Here is a 19,739-nt window from a genome sequence, read left to right as displayed (position 1 = left end):
GCAGTGAAGATTAAGCGATTTTTCGCCAAAGATATGCGCAGTGCCTTGGCTGAGGTCAAAGAGGTGCTGGGGCCTGAGGCGGTGATCATGTCCAATAAAAAGGTCACCGGCGGGGTCGAGATTGTCGCCGCCATCGACTTTGCCGCGCCTGCGGTTGCGGCACCAACTCGGGCTGAACCGTCGCTGGCGACACGGCCATTAGGCGATGATCGCGTCAGTTTATCGACTCGCAGCGAGCCAACCTTTGGCGGTTCATCAAGCAACCGAGTTGGTATGCGCCAAGGTTATGACGCTGAACCGCAACCCGCGGCGCGGCCAGCGCCCAGCGCGGCCCATCCTGAGGGGCTGCGGGCGCTGCTTGAGCGCCAGCAGCAACTGCGGCAACAGCGCCACGCCGAGCAACAGGCGGCGCAATCGCTGCCAAGCCGAGAAGTGTTGCCGCAGTGGGCACAAACCGCCTTTACCCCGCCTCAAGCGGAGCGCGAGCCAGCCCATCCGCCGCAGCCTAAAGCCGTTGCCTCGGCGACCGCTGCCTCGTCTCATGGCGGTGGCCGCAACCAGGCGGCGGTTGAGATCAGCGCCATGCGCGAAGAGATGGCCTCGATCCGCAAGCTGCTGCAGCATCAAGTGTCGAGCTTGATGGAGCAAGATATCGCCCGCAGTCAGCCGCTGCAGTCGATGGTACGCGAGCAGTTGGAAGATCTCGGTTTTGTGCGTGAGGTGGCGGATCACTTTGCCAAACGCTTGCCACAACAGGGTGAGATGCATCAGATCTTGGCGCAGTTGCCAAACTTGGTGGCAGAAGAGCTGCGCTGCGGCAGTGAACACGCCTGGCATCAAGGTGGGGTGTTTGCCTTAGTGGGGCCAACTGGGGTTGGTAAAACCACCTCAATCGCCAAGTTGGCGGCGCGTCTGGCCAGTCGCTTTGGCATCGACCAAGTGGCGTTGGTGACCACCGATAATTATCGGATCGGCGCCAAAGAGCAGCTGTTAACCTTTGGCAAAATCATGGGCTGTCCGGTACGCAGCGCTGCCAGCGTGGAAGAGCTGGAGCAGGTGCTGTATTCGCTGCGCAGCCGTCGCATCGTCCTGATCGACACCGCTGGCATGGGCCAGCGTGATATGCGCTTGATGGAGCAGCTCGAGCGGTTGGCCAGCGCCACTCGAGTGGCGATCAAGCCCTATTTGGTCTTGCCTGCAACGGCACAGTACCGAGTGCTACGGGAAACCTTAGAGCGTTTCCAACGAATTGATATCGCGGGCTGCATCATCACCAAATTGGATGAAGCCCACAGCATTGGCGAAGTGTTAAGCGTGTTACTGCAAAACAATTTGCCCGTCTGCTATCTGACCGATGGCCAACGGGTGCCTGAGGATCTGCGCACTGCCGATCCGCACTATTTAGCGCAGCGAGCGCTAACTGAAGAGCAACTCAATACCGCTGGGGCGGGCCGTCTTTCAACCAACAGCGCTAACGCAGAGCAACGTCGAGCGGTGGGGCACTATGACTAACTGGAACTTACAAGATCAAGCAAGCGGTCTGCGACAGATGGCAGCCAATCAACCGCGCACCACTCGGGTTGTGGCGGTTACCGGCGGTAAGGGCGGGGTCGGTAAAACCAACGTCTCGATCAACACCGCCGCGGCCATGGCTGCACAGGGGCAGCGGGTATTGTTGCTCGATGCCGATCTGGGGCTGGCCAACGTCGATGTCCTGCTTGGCGTCCGAGCGCGGCGCAATCTATCGCACGTACTGGCCGGCGAATGCACCCTGGAGCAGGTGATCATCGAAGCAGCGGAAAACCTGTATGTGATCCCAGCGGCATCCGGTACCCAAGAGATGGTAGCGCTAACCGCAGCGCAACACGCGGCACTGATCCAAGCGTTTTCCGAATTGGATCGTCAGTTTGATTGCCTGATTGTCGATACCGCAGCGGGGATCTCGGACATGGTGATGAGCTTTGCCCGCGCCTCGCAAGAGGTGCTGGTGGTGGTCTGTGACGAGCCGACCTCGATCACCGATGCCTACGCGCTGATCAAACTGCTTAGCCGCGAACATGGGGTATTCCGCTTTCGTATCGTCGCCAATATGGTGCGCAGCCTGCGTGAGGGGATGGAGCTGTTCGCCAAACTGTCGAAGGTGACCGATCGCTTCTTGGATGTGGCGCTGGAACTGGTGGCCACCATCCCGTTCGATGAAAACGTTCGTAAAGCGGTGCGCCAACAAAAAGTGCTGCTGGAGGCGTACCCGCGCAGCCCCGCTGCGATCGCTTATCAAGGCTTGGCCAACAAGGTGATGTCGTGGCCGTTACCACAGCAGCCTAGTGGCCATCTGGAATTTTTTGTAGAGCAATTGGTGAAACGCAATGCTTATGGGAAAGCCGCCGGTGAATAAGTTGGCGGCGTACGGCCAGCAGGACAATCGTGCCCTGATTGTGGCTCAGTACGCGCCGTTGGTGAAACGCATTGGTCATCATCTGCTGACGCGGCTGCCCGCCAGTGTGCAACTGGACGATCTGCTGCAAGCGGGGATGCTTGGGCTACTGGAAGCGGCTGGTAATTTTGACGCCAGCAAAGGGGCCAGTTTTGAAACCTTTGCTGGCATTCGAATTCGCGGGGCGATGCTGGATGAGATCCGCCGTGGCGATTGGACGCCACGGTCGGTGCATCGCAACGGCCGGATGGTCAATGAGGCAATCGCCACCCTAGAGGCCAGTCTTGGTCGCGATCCCAGCGACAGCGAAGTGGCCGCTTACCTGCAGATGTCGTTGGATGACTATCACCACATCCTCTCTGACGTTAGCAGCGGCCGGATCATCGGCTTCGATGATATGGCGCAGCCACTGGAAACGGTCGCAGGCAGTGACGAAAGTGCTAATCAATTTAGCCATATTGCCGATGAACGTTTTCGACAAGCTTTGATTGCGGCGATCAAACAGATGCCAGAGCGTGAAGCGTTGGTGTTGTCGCTGTATTACGACGAAGAGTTGAACTTAAAAGAGATCGGCGCGGTGCTGGGGGTCAGTGAATCTCGAGTCAGCCAGATCCACAGTCAAGCGATGGTTCGGTTGCGCAGCAAACTGCGCAGCTGGACCGAGGCGGCATAGCGCCAACTTAATAATAACAACGCAGTAGATAACGTGGAGGGCACGTTGGACAAGAATATGAAGATCTTGATTGTTGATGATTTTTCAACAATGCGGAGGATCATCAAAAACTTACTACGAGATCTCGGGTTTAATAACACCCAAGAAGCCGATGATGGTTCCAGCGCTTTGCCGATGTTGCAAAACGGCGATTTCGACTTTGTCGTAACCGATTGGAATATGCCCGGAATGCAGGGCATCGATCTGCTTAAGGCGATCCGCAGTGACGAAAGTTTGAAGCACCTGCCAGTGTTGATGGTGACCGCCGAAGCGAAACGCGAGCAGATCATTATGGCGGCGCAAGCGGGGGTTAATGGCTACATCGTTAAGCCGTTTACTGCCGGTACTTTAAAAGAGAAATTGGACAAGATTTTTGAGCGTTTGGCGTAACGTCAGGGCTTGAACACAAGGATCGTTAGTCAATGAGTGAATCCCAATCATTGGTGTCGTTAGCGCAGGCGCGGTCGCTGGTATTGCTGCTGGAGCAGGGTGATCAGGCTGGCGCCGATGAACTGTTTCGCTGCCTGTGTCAGCCCCTGAATCAACCGCTGTTTGATGAGGTCGGCAAGTTAACTCGGCAACTGCACAATGCGATGGCGGAATTTCAGCTGGATGAGCGTCTGGCCGAGCTGACCAACCATGAGATCCCCGACGCCAAAGAGCGCCTGAATTATGTGATCGGCATGACCGAGCAAGCGGCCAACCGCACCATGGATGCGGTCGAGGAGAGCTTGCCGTTGGCCGAGGCGATGCAGTCCAAGCTGCTGCAAGTGAAACCGCGCTTTGAACAGTTGTTGCGGCGAGAGCTGGAGCTCGAGCAGTTTAAAACCTTGTGTCACGACCTGCATGGGCTGCTGAACGAGTCCAGTTGCGATGTCGAACGGCTGCGAGAGCTGCTCAACCAGATTTTGCTGGCGCAGGACTTTCAAGATCTGACCGGGCAGGTGATCCGGCGGGTGATTGAACTGGTGCGCGAAGTTGAATTAAGCCTGGTGGAGCTGCTGACGTTGTTTGGAGGTAATGAACGCCAGCAGCGGCAACAAGATCTGCTGATGGCGGAAGGGCCGGTGGTGGCGTCCAGCAACAAGATGGATGTGGTTAGTGGCCAAGATGAGGTCGACGATCTGTTGTCGAGCCTTGGCTTTTAGCGCGGCAATCAAGGAGAACAGGCCATGGCACTGGATTTTGAAGACGACATCCTCCACGACTTTATGGTCGAGGCCGGCGAGATCCTCGAACAGCTGCAGGGGCAACTGGTTGAGCTTGAGCAGGATCCCGATGACCAGGAGCTGCTGAATGCCATCTTCCGTGGTTTTCACACCGTTAAAGGTGGCGCTGGCTTTTTAGGGCTAACGCCAATGGTGGATACCTGTCATGGCGCCGAGAACCTGTTTGATCTGCTGCGCAATCAACAACTGCAGGTAACCGCAGAGCTGATGGATCTGGTGCTTACGGCGCTGGATGAAGTCAACGGCATGTTTAGTTTGTTACAGCAGCAGCAAGAGCCCAGTGGCAGCAACGATGAGTTGTTGCAGCTGTTGGCCCAAGCCTGCGCTGGTAATGTTAACGCCGCGGCGATTGCCACTGCTGCGGCCCCAAAGCCGCTGCAGCTTGAACCGTGCCAAGTGGCGGCGCCCACGGTGGTTATGGCCGAAGCGGTGCCAGTACTGCCGTTCACCGATAGTGCCGATCTCACCTTAGCGGCGCTGACGGCAACGCCTAGCGAGCCGCAATCGACGGTGGTTGCCTCCTCTAGTCAGTCGAGCGCTGGCTTCGCCATCGATCAGCTGGATAATCAAGCTTATCAACAGATGCTCGACTGCATTGTCGAGGCACAAAGCAACAACGATCACATCAGTGAAGATGAGTTCGAGTCACTGCTTGACCAACTGCACGGCAAAGGCAAGTTCGGAGAGGTGACGGTGGCGACGCCGCCGCTGGTTGCGGCGGCGCCAACCCAATCGTCGGCACTGACGGACGATGAGATTGGCGACGATGAGTTTGAAGCGTTGCTGGATGAACTGCACGGCAAAGGGCAGTTCAGCGTCAACGATGACCAGCAACAGATCAGCGAAAATGAATTTGAAGCGCTGCTGGATCAGCTGCATGGGGTTGGTAAAGGCCCGTCTCACAGCGGTTTCCCACAGCCGCTGCCGCCGTCACAGCCAGCGCTTGCTCGTGGCGCGGTGGCCGTGGCGACGCCCGCGGTTGATGCGGCGCTGGCAGCTTCGACCGTTTCCACCTCGGCGGTGTTATCTGCCGCCGCGGCCGCAGCGGAAGTGGCGCTAGAGCAAGAGGTCGTTGCGGATCCGGTAGGGGCGTTGCAGGCGGCCGTGGTGGTGGCCGAGCAGATCGCCGCCGCCAGCGCTAACGCCTATGCCGACAGCACGCCAGTGGCGGTGTCGGATAACAGCGCTGCGCCTGCCACCAGCAAACGGGTAGCCGGTTCAGTCCAAGGGGACAGCACTGTGCGGGTCGATACCGCGCGACTGGATGAGATCATGAATATGGTCGGTGAACTGGTGCTGGTGCGTAATCGCCTATTAACCCTCGGTATCGAGCGCGAGGATGAGGAGATGAGCAAGGCACTGGCCAACCTTGATGTGGTCACTGCCGATCTGCAATCGGGGGTGATGAAAACCCGAATGCAGCCGATCAAAAAGGTGTTTGGTCGTTTTCCTCGGGTGGTGCGCGATCTGGCGCGTAATCTTGATAAGCAGGTACAACTGCTGATGGAGGGCGAAGATACCGATCTGGATAAGAATCTGGTTGAGGCGCTGGCGGATCCGTTGGTGCACTTGGTGCGCAACGCGGTTGATCACGGCATTGAACTGCCAGCCATCCGTCAGCAAGCGGGTAAAGACCGCCAAGGCACCATTATCTTGTCCGCCAGCCAAGAGGGCGATCATATCCGCCTGCGGATTGTTGATGATGGCGCCGGTATGGATGCGGCCAAGCTGAAACAGATCGCCATCGACCGCGGTGTGCTCGATGTCGACGCCGCCAACCGGATGTCCGATAAAGAGGCTTATGCGCTGATCTTCGCTCCGGGGTTCTCGACCAAGACCGAGATCTCCGATATCTCTGGTCGTGGTGTAGGTATGGATGTGGTGAAAACCCGCATCACCCAGCTTAATGGCTCGGTGGATATCGATTCTTACCCCGGCCGCGGCACCACCATCGACATTAAAGTACCGCTGACGTTGGCGATCATGCCGACGTTGATGGTCAATGTCGCAGGGCAAGTGTTTGCGTTGCCGCTGTCGCTGGTTGCTGAAATCTTCCATATGGATCTTCGCAAAACCAACTTAGTCGATGGTCAGTTGTCGATCACCGTGCGTGAAAAAGCGATTCCGCTGTTCTATCTAGATCAGTGGCTGCGACCGCAGCAGGCGCGGGCCCAGCGGCAAGGTTTTGGCCATGTGGTGATGGTGCAGGTTGGCTTAACCTTGGTTGGGCTGGTGGTTGATGGCTTGATTGGCCAAGAAGAGGTGGTGATTAAGCCTCTTGGGGCACTGCTGCAAGGGGTGCCGGGAATGGCCGGATCGACCATTACCTCGAACGGTGGCATCGCCTTGATTTTGGATCTGCCGGGATTGATTAACCATTACGCTGGGCGTCGTTAGGTAACAATACACAGATGCCAGTAACGGTTTTAGTGGTCGACGATTCCAGTTTCTTTCGTCGGCGTCTGCAAGAGATCTTAAATCGCGATCCCGCCATTCAGGTGATCGCGGCGGCCAGCAATGGCCTTGAAGCGATTGAGTTGGCTCGGCAACTGCGCCCAGATGTGATCACCATGGATATCGAGATGCCGTTGATGGACGGCATCACCGCCATGAAGCGGATCATCGCCGAGCGACCAGTACCGGTGTTGATGTTCTCGTCACTTACTCAGCATGGCGCTCGCTCCACCTTGGATGCGTTAGACGCCGGTGCCACCGATTATCTGCCCAAACGGTTTGAAGATATTGCCAGCGACAGCGCTCAAGCGGCGTTGGTGCTGCAGCAGCGGGTCAAACAACTTGGCCGTGGTCGTTGCCGGGTTGGGCTGTCTCAGCCTGCGGCGATTGCGCCGGTGATCAGCGCTAAGCCGCCTCGTCGTGCCGGTTATAAGGCGCTGTTGATTGGCGCCTCTACCGGCGGGCCGGTGGCGCTGCAGAATATCCTGACCCAGTTACCCTGGGACTATCCATTGCCGATTGTGCTGGTGCAGCACATGCCTGCGGCCTTTACCCCAGCCTTTGCCGAGCGCTTGAACAATCTGTGTCAGATTGAGGTTAAGCAAGCGCAATCTGGTGAGTTATTGCGTCGTGGCTGCGCCTATTTGGCTCCTGGAGGTCAGCAACTGCTGTTGCAAGGCAGTGCCGCCAGCCCCCGTTTGCAGGTGGTCGGTGGTGAGGCGCGGATCAACTACAAGCCATCAGTGGATATCACCTTTGGTAGCGCCGCCAGATTGCTTGGCGCTGATGTACTGGCGCTGGTATTAACCGGCATGGGTGCCGATGGTCGTGAAGGTTGCCGGCTATTAAGCCGTTTAGGTGCGACCGTGTGGGCGCAGGATGAGCAGAGCTCGGTGGTGTATGGCATGCCGCGCGCGGTAGCCAAGGCAGGCCTGGCCCAGCGCTGTTTGCCGCTGGATAAGATGGCGGCGGCGATTTTAGGTGAAACCTATGGCTGATCGTTTGGTGTTGCGGCCATGGCCGCTGGCGTTAGCGCTGCTGCTGTTGATGTTGTTGGTGTCGCTGTTTTGGGCGGTTGATAAGCAGTTGTATAACCAGCAACTGCTTGCCGAGCAGCGGCAACTGCAACTGCGCATCAGCGAGCAGGCGGCCGCCAATCAAGGCTTGCAACAGCAAGTGTTGTTGTTGCAGCAGCAAAAACAGGAACTGCTGCGTAGGTTAACCAAGTCAGCGCCACCGCAACCGACGTCGATGGCGGAATAAGCCGGTGCAGATCTGGACAGTGGTTAATCAAAAGGGCGGCGTCGGCAAGACCACCACGGTGATCTCGCTGGCGGGGCTATTGGCGCAGCAGGGCAAGCGGGTATTGGTGGTGGATACCGATCCGCATGGGTCGTTGTGTTACTACCTCGGGGTGGAAACGGAAACCCTCGAACGGTCGCTGTTTGATCTGTTTTGCCACCCAGATCAATTGACTACCGCCAGCTGCCAAGCGGTGATCCTACCGACTGCGATTGAGCGCTTGCACCTGTTGCCAGCCTCCACCGCGTTAGCGACCTTAGATCGCACCCTTGGTGCTCAGCTGGGAATGGGGTTTGTGCTTGGCAATGCCTTGGCGCAATTGGCCGGGCGCTATGATGTGGTGATCATCGATTGCCCGCCGGTACTGGGGGTATTGATGGTCAACGCCTTAGCTTGTGCCGATCGGGTGATTGTGCCGGTACAAACCGAATATCTGGCCCTGAAAGGGCTGGCACGGATGGTCGCTACCTTCGAGCAGATGGCGCACGGTGGTCGCCGCACGGTCAATTTTACTATCGTCCCGACCATGTTTGATCGGCGCACCAAAGCGTCGATGCAAGCGCTATCGGCGCTGGCACGCAGCTATCCGCAGCAATTGTGGCATTCGGTGATCCCAGTCGACACTCGGTTTCGTGACGCCAGTCAGGCGCAACTGCCGCCGCCACAGTTTGCCGCTGACTGCCGTGGGGTTGCAGCCTATCGAGAACTGCTGGACGAACTGTTGGAGCAAGCCTAGATGACCACCATAGCCCAACAAGCACTGGCAGAATATTTCAATGTGCTATTGACGCCCACGGATGCAGATGCGGAGCCGCGAGACAGCGGCAGTTTGCCGCAACCGGCTGCCATGGCTGCCCTGCCTGCAGAACCAGAACCAGAACCAGAACCAGAACCAGAACCAGAACCAGAACCAGAACCAGAACCAGAACCAGAACCAGAACCAGAACCAGGACCAGAGTCATTACCCTGCCTCTATTTTCAACTGGCTGGGGTGACGGTGGCGTTACCGTTGGCGCAGTTGTCTGGGGTTGAACCGTGGAGTGCGGCGCTTGACGTCCCGCCAGCTAAGCCGGATTGGCTATTGGGTCGACAGGGTGCAACCTGGGCAATCGACAGCGGTCGTTGGTTGTTGCCAAGCCGCTATCAAGACGAGCGCCCCCGTCGTGGCTATCTGTTGAAATTGGCAGATGGTCAGTTTGGATTGGTGTGTCAGCAGATTATCGAAGGTGCGCCACTGGACGCTGCCAGTGTTCAGTGGCGGGCGCCACAACAACGGCGCCGAGGAATCGGCGCCATCCTTAAATCAACGCAATGCGTGGTGCTTGATGTACCGACGCTGATTGCCCAGTTACAGGCGAAGATGCCGCTTACCTTACAGGAGTCAATACGATGAATGCCTCAACCGTGGTGAGTAATACCGACAAGCAAGGTGAAGTGCTGCAGTGGGTCACCTTTAAGCTGGAACAAGAGATCTACGGCATCAACGTGATGCAGGTGCGTGAAGTGCTGCGCTACTCCGACATTGCACCGGTACCAGGGGCGCCCCGTTACGTGCTGGGGATCATTAATCTGCGTGGCAATGTGGTCACCGTTATCGATACTCGAGCGCGATTTGGGCTGGCTCCGGGGGAGATCACCGACAGCAGTCGCATCGTGATTATCGAAGCAGACGAACAAGTGGTCGGCATGTTGGTCGACGCCGTGGCTGAGGTGGTTTACCTCAACAGCGCTGAAATCGACGCTGCACCTCGGGTTAGCAATGATGATAATGCCCGCTTTATCCACGGGGTCTGTCACCGCGATGAGCAACTGCTGATCCTGGTGGATTTGGAAAAGCTGCTAAGCAACGATGAATGGACGGAGATCGCAACCCTGTGATGAGTTGGTTATTGCCCCTGTGTGTTTGCATGTTATTGATGGGGCTGTTGGCGCTGGCTTTGCGGCGCTGGCTGGCGGTTAAGTTAGGTCAATATGAACGCAAAATAGAGGCGTTAAAACTGCTGCTGAAGGCGACTCAAACGCAACTGGAGTCGCAGCAGCGGGAGCTCACTGAACTGCGCAGCGGCGCCCACGGGGTTGGCCGTCGGGTCCAACAGTTGGAGCAACATCAGCAGCAACTGCGGGCTCGTCAAGATGAAGTGTTGCAAACCGATCCCGATGCCAAGCTTTACAACCGCGCGATGAAGATGGTGGAACTGGGCGCCGACGTCGATGAGATCATCAAAGAGTGCGAGCTACCAAGAGCCGAAGCACAGCTATTGGTGACGTTGCATCGTCGTTGATTTACGGCGGCTTTCAATACATTAGCGACTGACTGTGGCATTATTGGCGGCAGTTAAAAATAGTGGGATCTTGTTTATGAAAATCGCCATTGCCGGAACCGGTTACGTTGGTTTATCGAATGCGATGTTGCTGGCGCAACATCATCAAGTGGTGGCGCTGGACATCGTGCCGGAAAAGGTGGCGATGCTTAATAACAAACAAGCGCCGATCGCCGATGCCGAAATCGAAGATTTTTTGGCCAATAAGCCGCTGAACTTCACCGCGACCTTAGACAAGCAACAGGCTTATCAGGGTGCTGAGTTTGTGGTTATCGCCACCCCAACCGATTACGATCCGAGCAGCAACTACTTCAACACCAAATCGGTGGAAGCGGTGGTTAGCGATGTGCTGGCGATCAATTCGGATGCGGTGATGGTGATCAAATCCACCGTACCGGTGGGTTATACCAAACAGCTAAAAGCGCGTTTCGGCACTGATAACATCATCTTTTCGCCGGAGTTTTTGCGCGAAGGCAAAGCGCTGTACGACAACCTGTACCCATCGCGGATCATCGTTGGCGAACAAAGCGAACGGGCTGAAGTATTCGCCGGGCTGCTACAGCAGGGGGCGATTAAGCAAGATATCCCAGTACTGTTTACCGACTCTACTGAAGCGGAAGCGGTCAAGCTGTTCTCAAATACCTATCTGGCGCTGCGAGTAGCGTACTTTAATGAACTCGACAGCTACGCTGAAACCCATGGTCTGAACGCACGGCAGATTATTGAAGGGGTTGGCCTTGATCCGCGCATCGGCAGCCACTACAACAATCCGAGCTTTGGTTATGGTGGCTATTGTCTGCCGAAAGACACCAAGCAGTTGCGGGCTAACTATGAGAGCGTGCCGAACAACATTATCTCGGCGATTGTCGATGCCAACCGGACTCGTAAAGATTTTGTCGCCGATGCCATCTTGGCGAAGCAACCCAAGGTGGTTGGTGTACACCGGTTGATCATGAAAGCCGGTTCCGACAACTTCCGCGCTTCATCGATTCAAGGGGTGATGAAGCGGATCAAAGCCAAGGGCATCGAAGTGGTGGTGTATGAGCCGGTGCTGACTGAGCCCGAGTTTTTCAACTCGCGAGTAATTAACGACCTCGAGCAGTTCAAGGCGGTGTCGGATGTGATTGTCGCCAACCGCCTAACCGACGACATCCGTGATGTTGCCGATAAGGTCTATACCCGCGATCTGTTCGGCAGCGATTAACCGCTCACTTACGCGATAACCATTAAGCGGCTGAGGAAACTCGGCCGCTTTTGTTTTACAGCCAAAGCCGTGGTCTGAGTTACAATAACCGCAGAATGTTTTTAGTGAGAGTAAACCATGCGAGTTTTAGGGGCAGAGATTAAAGGCGGCGAAGCGGTATTTTGCTTGCTAGCGATGGAAGATGGTCTGTTTGAAGTGCTGTCATTGCGCCAACTGTCGATGCCGATGCCAAAGGGCGAGAGCACCGAAGCACTGCGTAAGTTTCACTTTGCTTTCGGCAAATTGACCGAAGATTACCACGTTGATCATATCGCCATCATTGAGCGTCCAACCAAAGGTAAGTTCGCTGGCAGCGGCGATACCTTCAAGATGGAAGCGGCGATGCAGCTGGTACAAGCGGGCGCAACCGTAATGCACCCGACCGAAATTAAAGAGTGGATCAAGCGTAACCCGGTACAGGCTGGCTTCGATGAGCTGGGCTTGAAGAAGTTCCAAAAGCAAGCGTTTGACGTGGCTTACGCTTACTGCCAAAGCCAACTGTACGGCGAAGAGTAATTGCGATTTCATCATTAGCGAAAGACGGCCGACAGGCCGTCTTTTTTTATCGCCACTAAAGCGTTGTTATTGAGGTTTTTACGTTTATTTGTGATCGTGATCACATTTGATTATATTCCCCTCAGTTTGTGAACTAACTCTAAGCATCAATGGAGCTGATCGAATGAGTTACAACGAATGCCCAGTCTGTGGTGAGCGCAGCCAACTAAGGCGCCTACGACGAGGATTTCTAGAGCGTCATATAACCCGCGCAAATTGGCACAAATATCGCTGCCGTGAGTGCGATGCGGTGCTGTTCCAGCATCAAGAGGAACTCGAACGGATTGAAGCGATAGATGAGCCGAAATAGCCATTAAACACGGTGCTACTGATGCAGCAACGGCGCCAGCCACTTGGCGGTTTCGGCAACCGTCATCCCTTTGCGCTCGGCATAGTCTTCGAGCTGGTCTTGGTCGATGTCGGTAACGCCAAAGTAGCGTGATTCCGGGTGGGCAAAGTACCAGCCGGAGACCGCCGCGGTTGGGTACATGGCGAAGTTCTCGGTGATATTTAGACCAATCCGTTTTTCTGGCTCTAGCAACTGCCACAGCAGGCCTTTTTCGGTGTGATCCGGGCAGGCGGCGTAGCCGGGAGCGGGACGAATGCCTTTGTATTGTTCGCGGATCAGCTGGTCGTTATCCAAGCGTTCATCGCTGGCGTAACCCCAGAACTCCTTGCGTATCCGTTCATGCAGCCGTTCGGCAAAGGCTTCGGCCAAGCGATCCGCCAACGCTTTAATCATAATGGCGTTGTAGTCGTCGCCGGCATCTTCAAAGCGCTTAACGTGCTCATCGATACCAATCCCCGCCGTCACTGCAAAGGCGCCCATGTAATCGCGGCAGCCGCTGCTTTGTGGGGCGACAAAATCCGATAGTGCGTAGTTGTGATTATCGAGGCGCTCGACCTGCTGGCGCAGCATCTGCAGTTTCAGCAGCGGTTCAGTGCGACTGTCATCGCGGTACAGCTGAATGTCATCGTGGTTATCTAAGGTGTTGGCGGCAAACAAGCCATAGACTGCCGCTGCTTGCAGCCACTTTTGTTGTACCACCGTTGCCAGCATGGTCTGGGCGTTGTCGTACAGCTCGCGGGCTTCAGCACCGACGGTGGGGTTATCAAAGATCTTTGGAAACTTACCGTGCAGTCCCCAACTGCGGAAAAACGGCGTCCAGTCGATGCGCTCGATTAAGTCTTGCAGCGGGTAGTCCGCTAGGGTGAACACCCCCAGTTGGTTAGGTACTGCTGGTTGGTAGTTTGCCCAGTCGATTTGGCAGCGGTTGTCCCGCGCCACGCTCAATGGAATTAAGGTTTTGCGGCGTCCTTGCTGTTCTCGCTGTTGTTTCAGCTGCTGGTATTCGCGGTAACGTTCAGCAATAAACTGCTCACGTTCAGCGCTACAGAGTTTGGCGATCACCGGTACCGTTCGTGACGCATCGGGGACATAGATGGCGCCATGGGGGTAGTGTTGGTGAATTTTCACCGCGGTGTGGATCTTCGAGGTGGTTGCGCCACCGATGATGCAGGGGATGGTAAGGCCATGCTTCTGATAGGTTTTGACGTTGTGGATCATCTCATCCAGTGAGGGAGTGATTAACCCCGACATGCCAATTACATCGACCTGTTCCGCTATGGCCACTTCGATGATCTTCTCCACCGGCACCATCACCCCAAGATCGATCACCTCATAACCGTTGCATTGCAGCACCACCGCGACGATGTTTTTGCCGATGTCATGGACATCGCCTTTCACCGTGGCCATCAGTACCTTGCCGTTGCTTTGGCCTTTAACCTTAGCGGCTTCGATGTAGGGGTTTAAGTAGGCTACCGCCCGTTTCATTACCCGCGCTGATTTCACCACCTGGGGCAGGAACATCCGGCCATCACCAAACAGATCGCCGACCACGTTCATGCCATCCATCAGCGGCCCTTCGATCACCTCCAGCGGCTGGTTGGCCTCAAGCCGTGCGGCTTCGGTGTCTTCCTCGATGTAGTCGGTAATGCCCTTCACTAAGGCGTGCTCTAACCGTTTCGCCACCGGCCAGCTGCGCCATTCGAGATCTTGCTGTGCCCGGTTACTGCCGTCGCCGTGCTGATCGTCGCGAAAGGTTTCGGCAATTTCTAATAGCCGTTCGGTGCCATCGTCGCGGCGATTCAGCACCACATCTTCAACCCGTTCTAGCAGCTGTGCTGGAATGTCATCGTAGATCGACAATTGCCCCGCGTTGACGATCCCCATGGTTAGCCCGGCTTTGATGGCGTGGTAGAGGAACACCGCGTGAATCGCTTCACGCACCGGATTATTGCCGCGGAACGAGAACGACACGTTGGAGACGCCGCCGGAGATCCGCGCGTGCGGCAAGGTGGCGCGGATGGTGCGGCAGGCCTCGATAAAGTCGACGGCGTAGTTGTTGTGCTCATCGATGCCGGTAGCGATGGCGAAGATATTGGGATCGAAGATGATGTCTTCTGGGGGCACTCCGGCATGTTCGGTTAGCACCTTGTAAGCGCGGGTGCAGATCTCCACTTTGCGTTGGTAGGTGTCCGCTTGGCCTTGTTCATCAAAGGCCATCACAATTGCCGCGGCGCCGTAGCGACGCAGTAACTTGCCTTGGCGGATAAACGCCTCTTCGCCCTCTTTAAGGGAGATCGAGTTAACCACCCCTTTGCCTTGGATGCACTTAAGCCCGGCTTCGAGTACCTCCCACTTGGATGAGTCGAGCATGATCGGCACCTTAGCGATATCCGGCTCGGCGGCGATCAGTTTCAAAAACCGTGGCATCGCCTCGGTGGCGTCGAGCATCCCCTCATCCATATTGATGTCGATGATCTGGGCGCCGCTTTCCACCTGCTGCTTGGCGACCTCCAGCGCGGTTTCATAATCGCCGCTTTTAATCAGCTTTAAAAACCGCGCTGAGCCGGTGACGTTGGTGCGCTCGCCGACATTAACAAACAGCGAATCGGCGTCGATGTTACAAGGTTCCAGCCCCGACAACCGCGTACTGACGCTAAGCTGTGGTGCTTGTCGTGGGGCGATGCCATTGACCGCTGCCGCAATGGCGGCGATGTGTTCTGGGGTGGTGCCACAGCAGCCGCCAACGATATTAAGCCAGCCATCTTTGGCCCACTGGCCGATGATCTGCGCCATCTGCGCCGGGGTTTCATCGTATTCGCCAAATTCATTCGGCAAGCCGGCGTTGGGGTGCGCCGATACTGGCGCTTCGCTGATCCGATTCAGCTCGGCCATGTAGGGCACCAACTCTTTCGGACCCAAGGCGCAGTTAAGGCCAAAGCTGATGGGGTTGATGTGCCGCAGTGAGTTGTAAAACGCCTCGGTGGTTTGGCCGGTCAGGGTGCGGCCAGAACTGTCGGTGATGGTGCCGGAGATCATCACCGGATAGCGGCAATCGCGCTGCTCAAATACCGCATCGATGGCGTACAGCGCCGCTTTGGCGTTCAAAGTATCAAATACCGTTTCCACCATGATGATGTCAGCGCCACCATCAAGCAGGGCGTTGGTGGCATCGCAGTAGGCGTCGACTAAAGTATCGAAATCGATATTACGAAAGCCGGGATCATTCACATCAGGGCTGATCGAGCAGGTGCGGTTGGTTGGGCCTAAGGTGCCGGCAACAAAGCGCGCAATGCCGGTTGCCGCTGTTACCTCATCGGCCACTTGTCGTGCCAATTTGGCCGATTCAAAGTTAATTTCGCTGGCCAACGACTCCATCTGGTAATCGGCCATGGCGATGCTGGTGCTGTTAAAGGTGTTGGTTTCGATGATATCGGCGCCAGCAAGCAGGTACTGGCGGTGGATCTCAGCGATGATCTGCGGTTGGGTCAGCGACAATAGATCGTTGTTGCCCTTCAGTAAGCAGGGCCAATCGCGAAAGCGGTCGCCACGAAAATCAGCTTCATCCAACTTATGGCGCTGGATCATGGTGCCCATGGCGCCATCAAGGATCACAATTCGCTGCGTAAGCAACTCGGTAAGCTGCTTGAATGAATCACTGACTTTTTGCCCAACTGCCATGGCACCACTCCCTTTAACACCACCGCAATACCATCATCGCGATTGGCATACCAAATCAACTTGGCCTTTTAAACGTTTAGACGTCTATCGTAGCGAGCGCCGTACAAGAAGCAAGCACAGATTGGTTATTGATCGATAGGCGAGATGAAAGCAAGGGCAGGGCTGTTCGATGCAGTTCCCCGCCGCTACGGGGTTAGGCGACAGTAGCAGCGGGGACGCGGCACCCAAGGTAAACGGCGTGATGTCGATATCACGACCGTCAATCCTGCGCTGGATCAATGCAGGGCTTGGGCGCTTGGCGTGAAATAGGTCGAGCGATGGATCTGGATTCATCAACAGGATATAGCGAATAGCCATTGCTATTTGAAACGCATTATTAGATTAAGATGATGCAGTTTAACTGTTTTACCTGATTGGTTTGGGTTGCCATGATTGCCCCATCAACGCCGAATAGTGCGTCAGAATCACTGAGTTAATAAGGAATCGACCATGATTAATACCAAGATCAAGCCATTTAACGCCACCGCTTACAAACAGGGTGAGTTTGTTGAGATCAGCGAGCAGGACGTGCTGGGCAAATGGGCCATTTTCTTCTTCTATCCAGCGGATTTCACCTTTGTTTGCCCAACTGAGCTGGGGGATTTGGCGGATCACTACGCCGAGCTGCAAAGCCGTGGCGTCGAAGTTTACTCGGTCTCTACCGATACCCACTTTACCCACAAAGCCTGGCATGACAGCTCTGACACCATCGGCAAGATCGACTACTTCATGGTTGGCGACCAAACCGGCAATATCACCAACAACTTTGGGGTGATGCGTGAAGGTCAAGGTTTGGCGGATCGCGCTACCTTCTTGGTTGATCCAGATGGGGTTATTCAAGCGATGGAGATCACCGCCGAGGGTATTGGCCGTGACGCCGAAGATCTGCTGCGTAAGGTTAAAGCGGCGCAGTATGTGGCCAATAACCCAGGTGAAGTATGCCCAGCCAAGTGGAAAGAGGGCGAAGCGACTCTGGCACCGTCTTTGGATCTGGTTGGCAAAATCTAACCGTCGTAACCGCATACCGATAGCCAAGAGTGATGCACGGCAGGTGGGGCAATACCAACCTCCGTGCATTTTTGTCTCTGATTTCGAAAAATTTATTAGGTGCCGATCATGCTTGACCACGGAATGAAGCAGCAACTTGCCAGTTACCTTAGCAACCTGAAAAACCCAGTACAGCTTAGCCTTAGCCTGAACGACAGCGAGATGTCGCAGCAGCTGCAAACCTTGGCACAAGAGCTGGCCGAGCTGAGCGAGTTGTTGACCGTCGCGGTGATCACCGATCACAGCCGCCAGCCGCAACTGCGGGTGGAAAACCTTGCTAAAGGCACCGTCATTGGTTTTGCTGGGTTACCGATGGGGCATGAATTTACTTCGCTGGTACTGGCGCTGCTGCACAGTGGTGGACACCCCATGAAGCTCGAAACGGAGACCATTGCTCAGATCGCCGTGCTGGATAAGCCGCTGGATGTCGAGATCTTTATCTCACTGTCATGCCAAAACTGCCCCGAGGTAGTGCAGGCGTTCAATATGATGGCGGCGATTAACCCGCTGATCCGACCGGTGATGATTGACGGTGCGGCGTTCCAGCAAGAGGTGAAAGATCGCGACATCATGGCGGTGCCCAGTGTGTTCATCAACGGCGAACTGTTCGGCCAAGGTCGAATGACGCTGGCGGAGATCCTCAACAAAGTCGACAGCGGTGCGGCGCAAAAGCAAGCGGCCAAACTCAATGAACAGCAGCCGTTTGATGTGCTGGTGGTCGGCGGTGGCCCGGCGGGGGCTTCGGCGGCAATTTACGCAGCTCGTAAAGGCATTCGTACCGGCGTGGTGGCAGAGCGTTTCGGCGGTCAGGTGCAAGACACCATGGCGATTGAAAACTTTATCTCGGTGACTGCCACCACTGGACCGAAACTGGTGGCCAGCTTAGAAGAGCACGTCAAACAGTACGGGGTGGAGATCATCAGCGAACAACGGGCGGTGCAACTGGTTGGCGCAGAGGAAACCGCCGACGGTTATATCCATGTCGAGCTGGCCAGTGGCGCGGTTCTCAAAGCCCGCAGCGTCATTACCAGCACCGGTGCTCGCTGGCGCGAGATGAACGTTCCCGGTGAGCAGGAGTATCGCAACAAGGGCGTAGCCTACTGCCCGCACTGCGACGGCCCGCTGTTTAAAGGCAAGCGCACCGCGGTAATTGGTGGCGGTAACTCCGGCATTGAAGCGGCGATTGATCTGGCCGGTATCGTTGAACACGTTACCGTGTTGGAATTTGCCGATAGCCTGCGTGCCGACCAAGTGCTGATCGACAAAGCCAATGCCACCGCCAATATCGAGATCATCACCATGGCACAAACCACCGAGGTGTTGGGGGATGGTACTCGGGTAACTGGCCTCAATTACCAAGATCGCACCACTGGCGAGACTAAACATGTTGAGCTGGCGGGGATCTTTGTTCAGATCGGCTTAGTGCCGAACAGCGAATGGCTGAACGATTCCAAAGTGGCGTTATCGCCCCGTGGTGAAATTGAAGTGGATGCCCACGGCGCAACCTCTGTGGCTGGGGTGTTTGCCGCTGGCGATGTCACCACTGTGCCCTACAAGCAGATCATCATCGCCATGGGCGAGGGCGCCAAAGCCAGCCTCGGTGCCTTTGATTATCTGATCCGTACCCCAGTGCCGGCGGGGAAATCGGTCGCCGCTTAACGATTAATCTGATGATAAAGCTGCCCTTGGGCAGCTTTTGTTGTTTTTACGCCGGGCTTAGATAGCCAAGGAGAGGAACGATGGTGACGCTGGTTATTGGACTTGTGTTAGGTTTTATTGCTGGTCGTTGGCAACGTCGTTATCAACGTTCGTGGCAAGAACGCCAAGTTGCTGAGGTGTTGGGGCGTCAACTTAACCCTCAGCAAGAGGTTTTGGTTAATAACATCACATTAAAGTTGGCCGACGGCAGCACCACCCAAATCGATCATATCTTGTTGGCAACCAGCGGCATTTATGTGATTGAGTCGAAGCACTATCGTGGCTGGATTTTTGGCCAACCGACCGCCGCCCGCTGGACTCAAGTGGTGTATCGACAAAAACATCAATTCCAAAATCCACTGCGGCAAAACTATCGTCATCAAAAAGCACTGGAGCAACTGTTTGATTTTTTGCCAAGCGAGGCGTTTAAGTCGCTGGTTATCTTCTCTGGCACTGCGGAATTTAAAACCCCGATGCCAAGCAATGTTATCCAGCTGCAGCAATACCCCGCGTGGTTTGCCCCGCAACGGGGCGAGCAATTGTTGAGTATTAATCGGGTTCAATTTTGTTTGGGGCGGTTGCAGTTTTGCCGGCTAAGTGAGAGTGATGAGACCGACTCTTTGCATCGGCACAATTTGCAACAGCGGCGTCAACCGCGGCTGTGAGGCACAATTTTGG

General features: G+C 55.7%; 19 protein-coding genes. 18 read left to right on the top strand and 1 reads right to left on the bottom strand.

The features are described from left to right. Window positions 1-3: 3 nt before the first annotated feature. The 15 genes from flhF to G506_RS20985 all read left to right on the top strand — a co-directional run bounded on the left by flhF (window position 4) and on the right by G506_RS20985 (window position 12,560). Window positions 4-1,512, top strand: a complete 1,509-nt coding sequence (flhF, locus tag G506_RS21110; RefSeq protein WP_035387475.1) for a flagellar biosynthesis GTPase FlhF — start codon at window positions 4-6, stop codon at window positions 1,510-1,512. After that, window positions 1,505-2,395: a MinD/ParA family protein gene (locus G506_RS0116890; RefSeq protein WP_028117902.1), complete on the top strand. Its 891-nt coding sequence runs from the start codon at window positions 1,505-1,507 to the stop codon at window positions 2,393-2,395. The genes flhF and G506_RS0116890 overlap by 8 nt, the downstream gene beginning before the upstream one ends. Then, window positions 2,388-3,107, top strand: a complete 720-nt coding sequence (locus tag G506_RS0116885; protein ID WP_028117901.1) for an RNA polymerase sigma factor FliA — start codon at window positions 2,388-2,390, stop codon at window positions 3,105-3,107. Before G506_RS0116890 ends, G506_RS0116885 begins: the two co-directional genes overlap by 8 nt. A gap of 45 nt (window positions 3,108-3,152) precedes the next feature. Continuing rightward, on the top strand, window positions 3,153-3,536 hold the full coding sequence (gene cheY, locus G506_RS0116880; RefSeq protein ID WP_028117900.1) for a chemotaxis response regulator CheY: 384 nt from the start codon (window positions 3,153-3,155) through the stop codon (window positions 3,534-3,536). Between the two features lie 32 nt (window positions 3,537-3,568). Beyond that, entirely contained in the window at window positions 3,569-4,294 is a 726-nt protein-coding gene (locus G506_RS0116875; RefSeq protein ID WP_028117899.1) for a protein phosphatase CheZ, read from the top strand. Between the two features lie 24 nt (window positions 4,295-4,318). Beyond that, the gene (locus tag G506_RS0116870; protein ID WP_028117898.1) at window positions 4,319-6,772 is read left to right on the top strand and encodes a chemotaxis protein CheA; all 2,454 of its coding nucleotides are present in this window, start codon (window positions 4,319-4,321) and stop codon (window positions 6,770-6,772) included. Between the two features lie 14 nt (window positions 6,773-6,786). Next, window positions 6,787-7,827, top strand: coding sequence for a protein-glutamate methylesterase/protein-glutamine glutaminase (locus tag G506_RS0116865; RefSeq protein WP_028117897.1), 1,041 nt, complete (start codon window positions 6,787-6,789; stop codon window positions 7,825-7,827). Continuing rightward, complete coding sequence (locus G506_RS0116860; protein ID WP_028117896.1) at window positions 7,820-8,092, top strand: hypothetical protein; 273 nt, start codon at window positions 7,820-7,822, stop codon at window positions 8,090-8,092. Before G506_RS0116865 ends, G506_RS0116860 begins: the two co-directional genes overlap by 8 nt. Before the next feature lie 4 nt (window positions 8,093-8,096). Continuing rightward, the gene (locus G506_RS0116855) at window positions 8,097-8,867 is read left to right on the top strand and encodes a ParA family protein (protein WP_028117895.1); all 771 of its coding nucleotides are present in this window, start codon (window positions 8,097-8,099) and stop codon (window positions 8,865-8,867) included. Further along, complete coding sequence (locus tag G506_RS0116850) at window positions 8,868-9,524, top strand: chemotaxis protein CheW (RefSeq protein ID WP_028117894.1); 657 nt, start codon at window positions 8,868-8,870, stop codon at window positions 9,522-9,524. It begins immediately after the preceding gene. Beyond that, window positions 9,521-10,009: a chemotaxis protein CheW gene (locus G506_RS0116845; RefSeq protein WP_028117893.1), complete on the top strand. Its 489-nt coding sequence runs from the start codon at window positions 9,521-9,523 to the stop codon at window positions 10,007-10,009. The genes G506_RS0116850 and G506_RS0116845 overlap by 4 nt, the downstream gene beginning before the upstream one ends. Beyond that, entirely contained in the window at window positions 10,009-10,413 is a 405-nt protein-coding gene (locus G506_RS0116840; RefSeq protein WP_028117892.1) for a DUF2802 domain-containing protein, read from the top strand. The genes G506_RS0116845 and G506_RS0116840 overlap by 1 nt, the downstream gene beginning before the upstream one ends. Before the next feature lie 76 nt (window positions 10,414-10,489). Further along, window positions 10,490-11,656 (top strand): nucleotide sugar dehydrogenase, encoded by a 1,167-nt coding sequence (locus tag G506_RS0116835; RefSeq protein WP_028117891.1) that lies wholly within the window; start codon window positions 10,490-10,492, stop codon window positions 11,654-11,656. Between the two features lie 117 nt (window positions 11,657-11,773). Continuing rightward, entirely contained in the window at window positions 11,774-12,211 is a 438-nt protein-coding gene (locus tag G506_RS0116830; RefSeq protein ID WP_028117890.1) for a DUF3010 family protein, read from the top strand. 163 nt (window positions 12,212-12,374) lie between these two features. After that, window positions 12,375-12,560: a hypothetical protein gene (locus tag G506_RS20985; RefSeq protein ID WP_156904937.1), complete on the top strand. Its 186-nt coding sequence runs from the start codon at window positions 12,375-12,377 to the stop codon at window positions 12,558-12,560. A gap of 15 nt (window positions 12,561-12,575) precedes the next feature. Here G506_RS20985 and metH read toward each other — a convergent pair whose 3' ends face one another. Further along, window positions 12,576-16,277: a methionine synthase gene (gene metH / locus G506_RS0116825; protein ID WP_028117889.1), complete on the bottom strand. Its 3,702-nt coding sequence runs from the start codon at window positions 16,275-16,277 to the stop codon at window positions 12,576-12,578. A 489-nt stretch (window positions 16,278-16,766) separates the two neighbouring features. Here metH and ahpC point away from each other — a divergent pair, with 489 nt between their 5' ends. The 3 genes from ahpC (at window position 16,767) to G506_RS0116810 (ending at window position 19,726) form a co-directional block, all read left to right on the top strand. Next, a complete protein-coding gene (gene ahpC, locus G506_RS0116820) occupies window positions 16,767-17,324 on the top strand; it encodes an alkyl hydroperoxide reductase subunit C (RefSeq protein ID WP_028117888.1) in 558 nt (185 codons plus the stop codon). Window positions 17,325-17,432: 108 nt separating this feature from the next. Continuing rightward, window positions 17,433-19,022: an alkyl hydroperoxide reductase subunit F gene (gene ahpF / locus G506_RS0116815; RefSeq protein WP_028117887.1), complete on the top strand. Its 1,590-nt coding sequence runs from the start codon at window positions 17,433-17,435 to the stop codon at window positions 19,020-19,022. 80 nt (window positions 19,023-19,102) lie between these two features. Further along, the gene (locus tag G506_RS0116810) at window positions 19,103-19,726 is read left to right on the top strand and encodes a nuclease-related domain-containing protein (RefSeq protein WP_028117886.1); all 624 of its coding nucleotides are present in this window, start codon (window positions 19,103-19,105) and stop codon (window positions 19,724-19,726) included. Window positions 19,727-19,739: the final 13 nt, after the last annotated feature.

Origin of the sequence: Ferrimonas senticii DSM 18821 (assembly GCF_000422665.1) — a bacterium.
GTDB lineage: Bacteria > Pseudomonadota > Gammaproteobacteria > Enterobacterales > Shewanellaceae > Ferrimonas > Ferrimonas senticii.
This window is presented reverse-complemented; position numbering and strand designations above follow the sequence as displayed.

What these genes read in the sequence shown, in the direction of transcription:
- G506_RS0116890 (WP_028117902.1), top strand. Translation starts at nt 1,505, where the DNA reads ATGACTAACTGGAACTTACAAGATCAAGCAAGCGGTCTGCGACAGATG.
- G506_RS0116875 (WP_028117899.1), top strand. Translation starts at nt 3,569, where the DNA reads ATGAGTGAATCCCAATCATTGGTGTCGTTAGCGCAGGCGCGGTCGCTG.
- G506_RS0116870 (WP_028117898.1), top strand. Translation starts at nt 4,319, where the DNA reads ATGGCACTGGATTTTGAAGACGACATCCTCCACGACTTTATGGTCGAG.
- G506_RS0116865 (WP_028117897.1), top strand. Translation starts at nt 6,787, where the DNA reads ATGCCAGTAACGGTTTTAGTGGTCGACGATTCCAGTTTCTTTCGTCGG.
- G506_RS0116860 (WP_028117896.1), top strand. Translation starts at nt 7,820, where the DNA reads ATGGCTGATCGTTTGGTGTTGCGGCCATGGCCGCTGGCGTTAGCGCTG.
- G506_RS0116850 (WP_028117894.1), top strand. Translation starts at nt 8,868, where the DNA reads ATGACCACCATAGCCCAACAAGCACTGGCAGAATATTTCAATGTGCTA.
- G506_RS0116845 (WP_028117893.1), top strand. Translation starts at nt 9,521, where the DNA reads ATGAATGCCTCAACCGTGGTGAGTAATACCGACAAGCAAGGTGAAGTG.
- G506_RS0116840 (WP_028117892.1), top strand. Translation starts at nt 10,009, where the DNA reads ATGAGTTGGTTATTGCCCCTGTGTGTTTGCATGTTATTGATGGGGCTG.
- G506_RS0116835 (WP_028117891.1), top strand. Translation starts at nt 10,490, where the DNA reads ATGAAAATCGCCATTGCCGGAACCGGTTACGTTGGTTTATCGAATGCG.
- G506_RS0116830 (WP_028117890.1), top strand. Translation starts at nt 11,774, where the DNA reads ATGCGAGTTTTAGGGGCAGAGATTAAAGGCGGCGAAGCGGTATTTTGC.
- G506_RS20985 (WP_156904937.1), top strand. Translation starts at nt 12,375, where the DNA reads ATGAGTTACAACGAATGCCCAGTCTGTGGTGAGCGCAGCCAACTAAGG.
- metH (WP_028117889.1), bottom strand. Translation starts at nt 16,277, where the DNA reads ATGGCAGTTGGGCAAAAAGTCAGTGATTCATTCAAGCAGCTTACCGAG.
- ahpC (WP_028117888.1), top strand. Translation starts at nt 16,767, where the DNA reads ATGATTAATACCAAGATCAAGCCATTTAACGCCACCGCTTACAAACAG.
- ahpF (WP_028117887.1), top strand. Translation starts at nt 17,433, where the DNA reads ATGCTTGACCACGGAATGAAGCAGCAACTTGCCAGTTACCTTAGCAAC.
- G506_RS0116810 (WP_028117886.1), top strand. Translation starts at nt 19,103, where the DNA reads ATGGTGACGCTGGTTATTGGACTTGTGTTAGGTTTTATTGCTGGTCGT.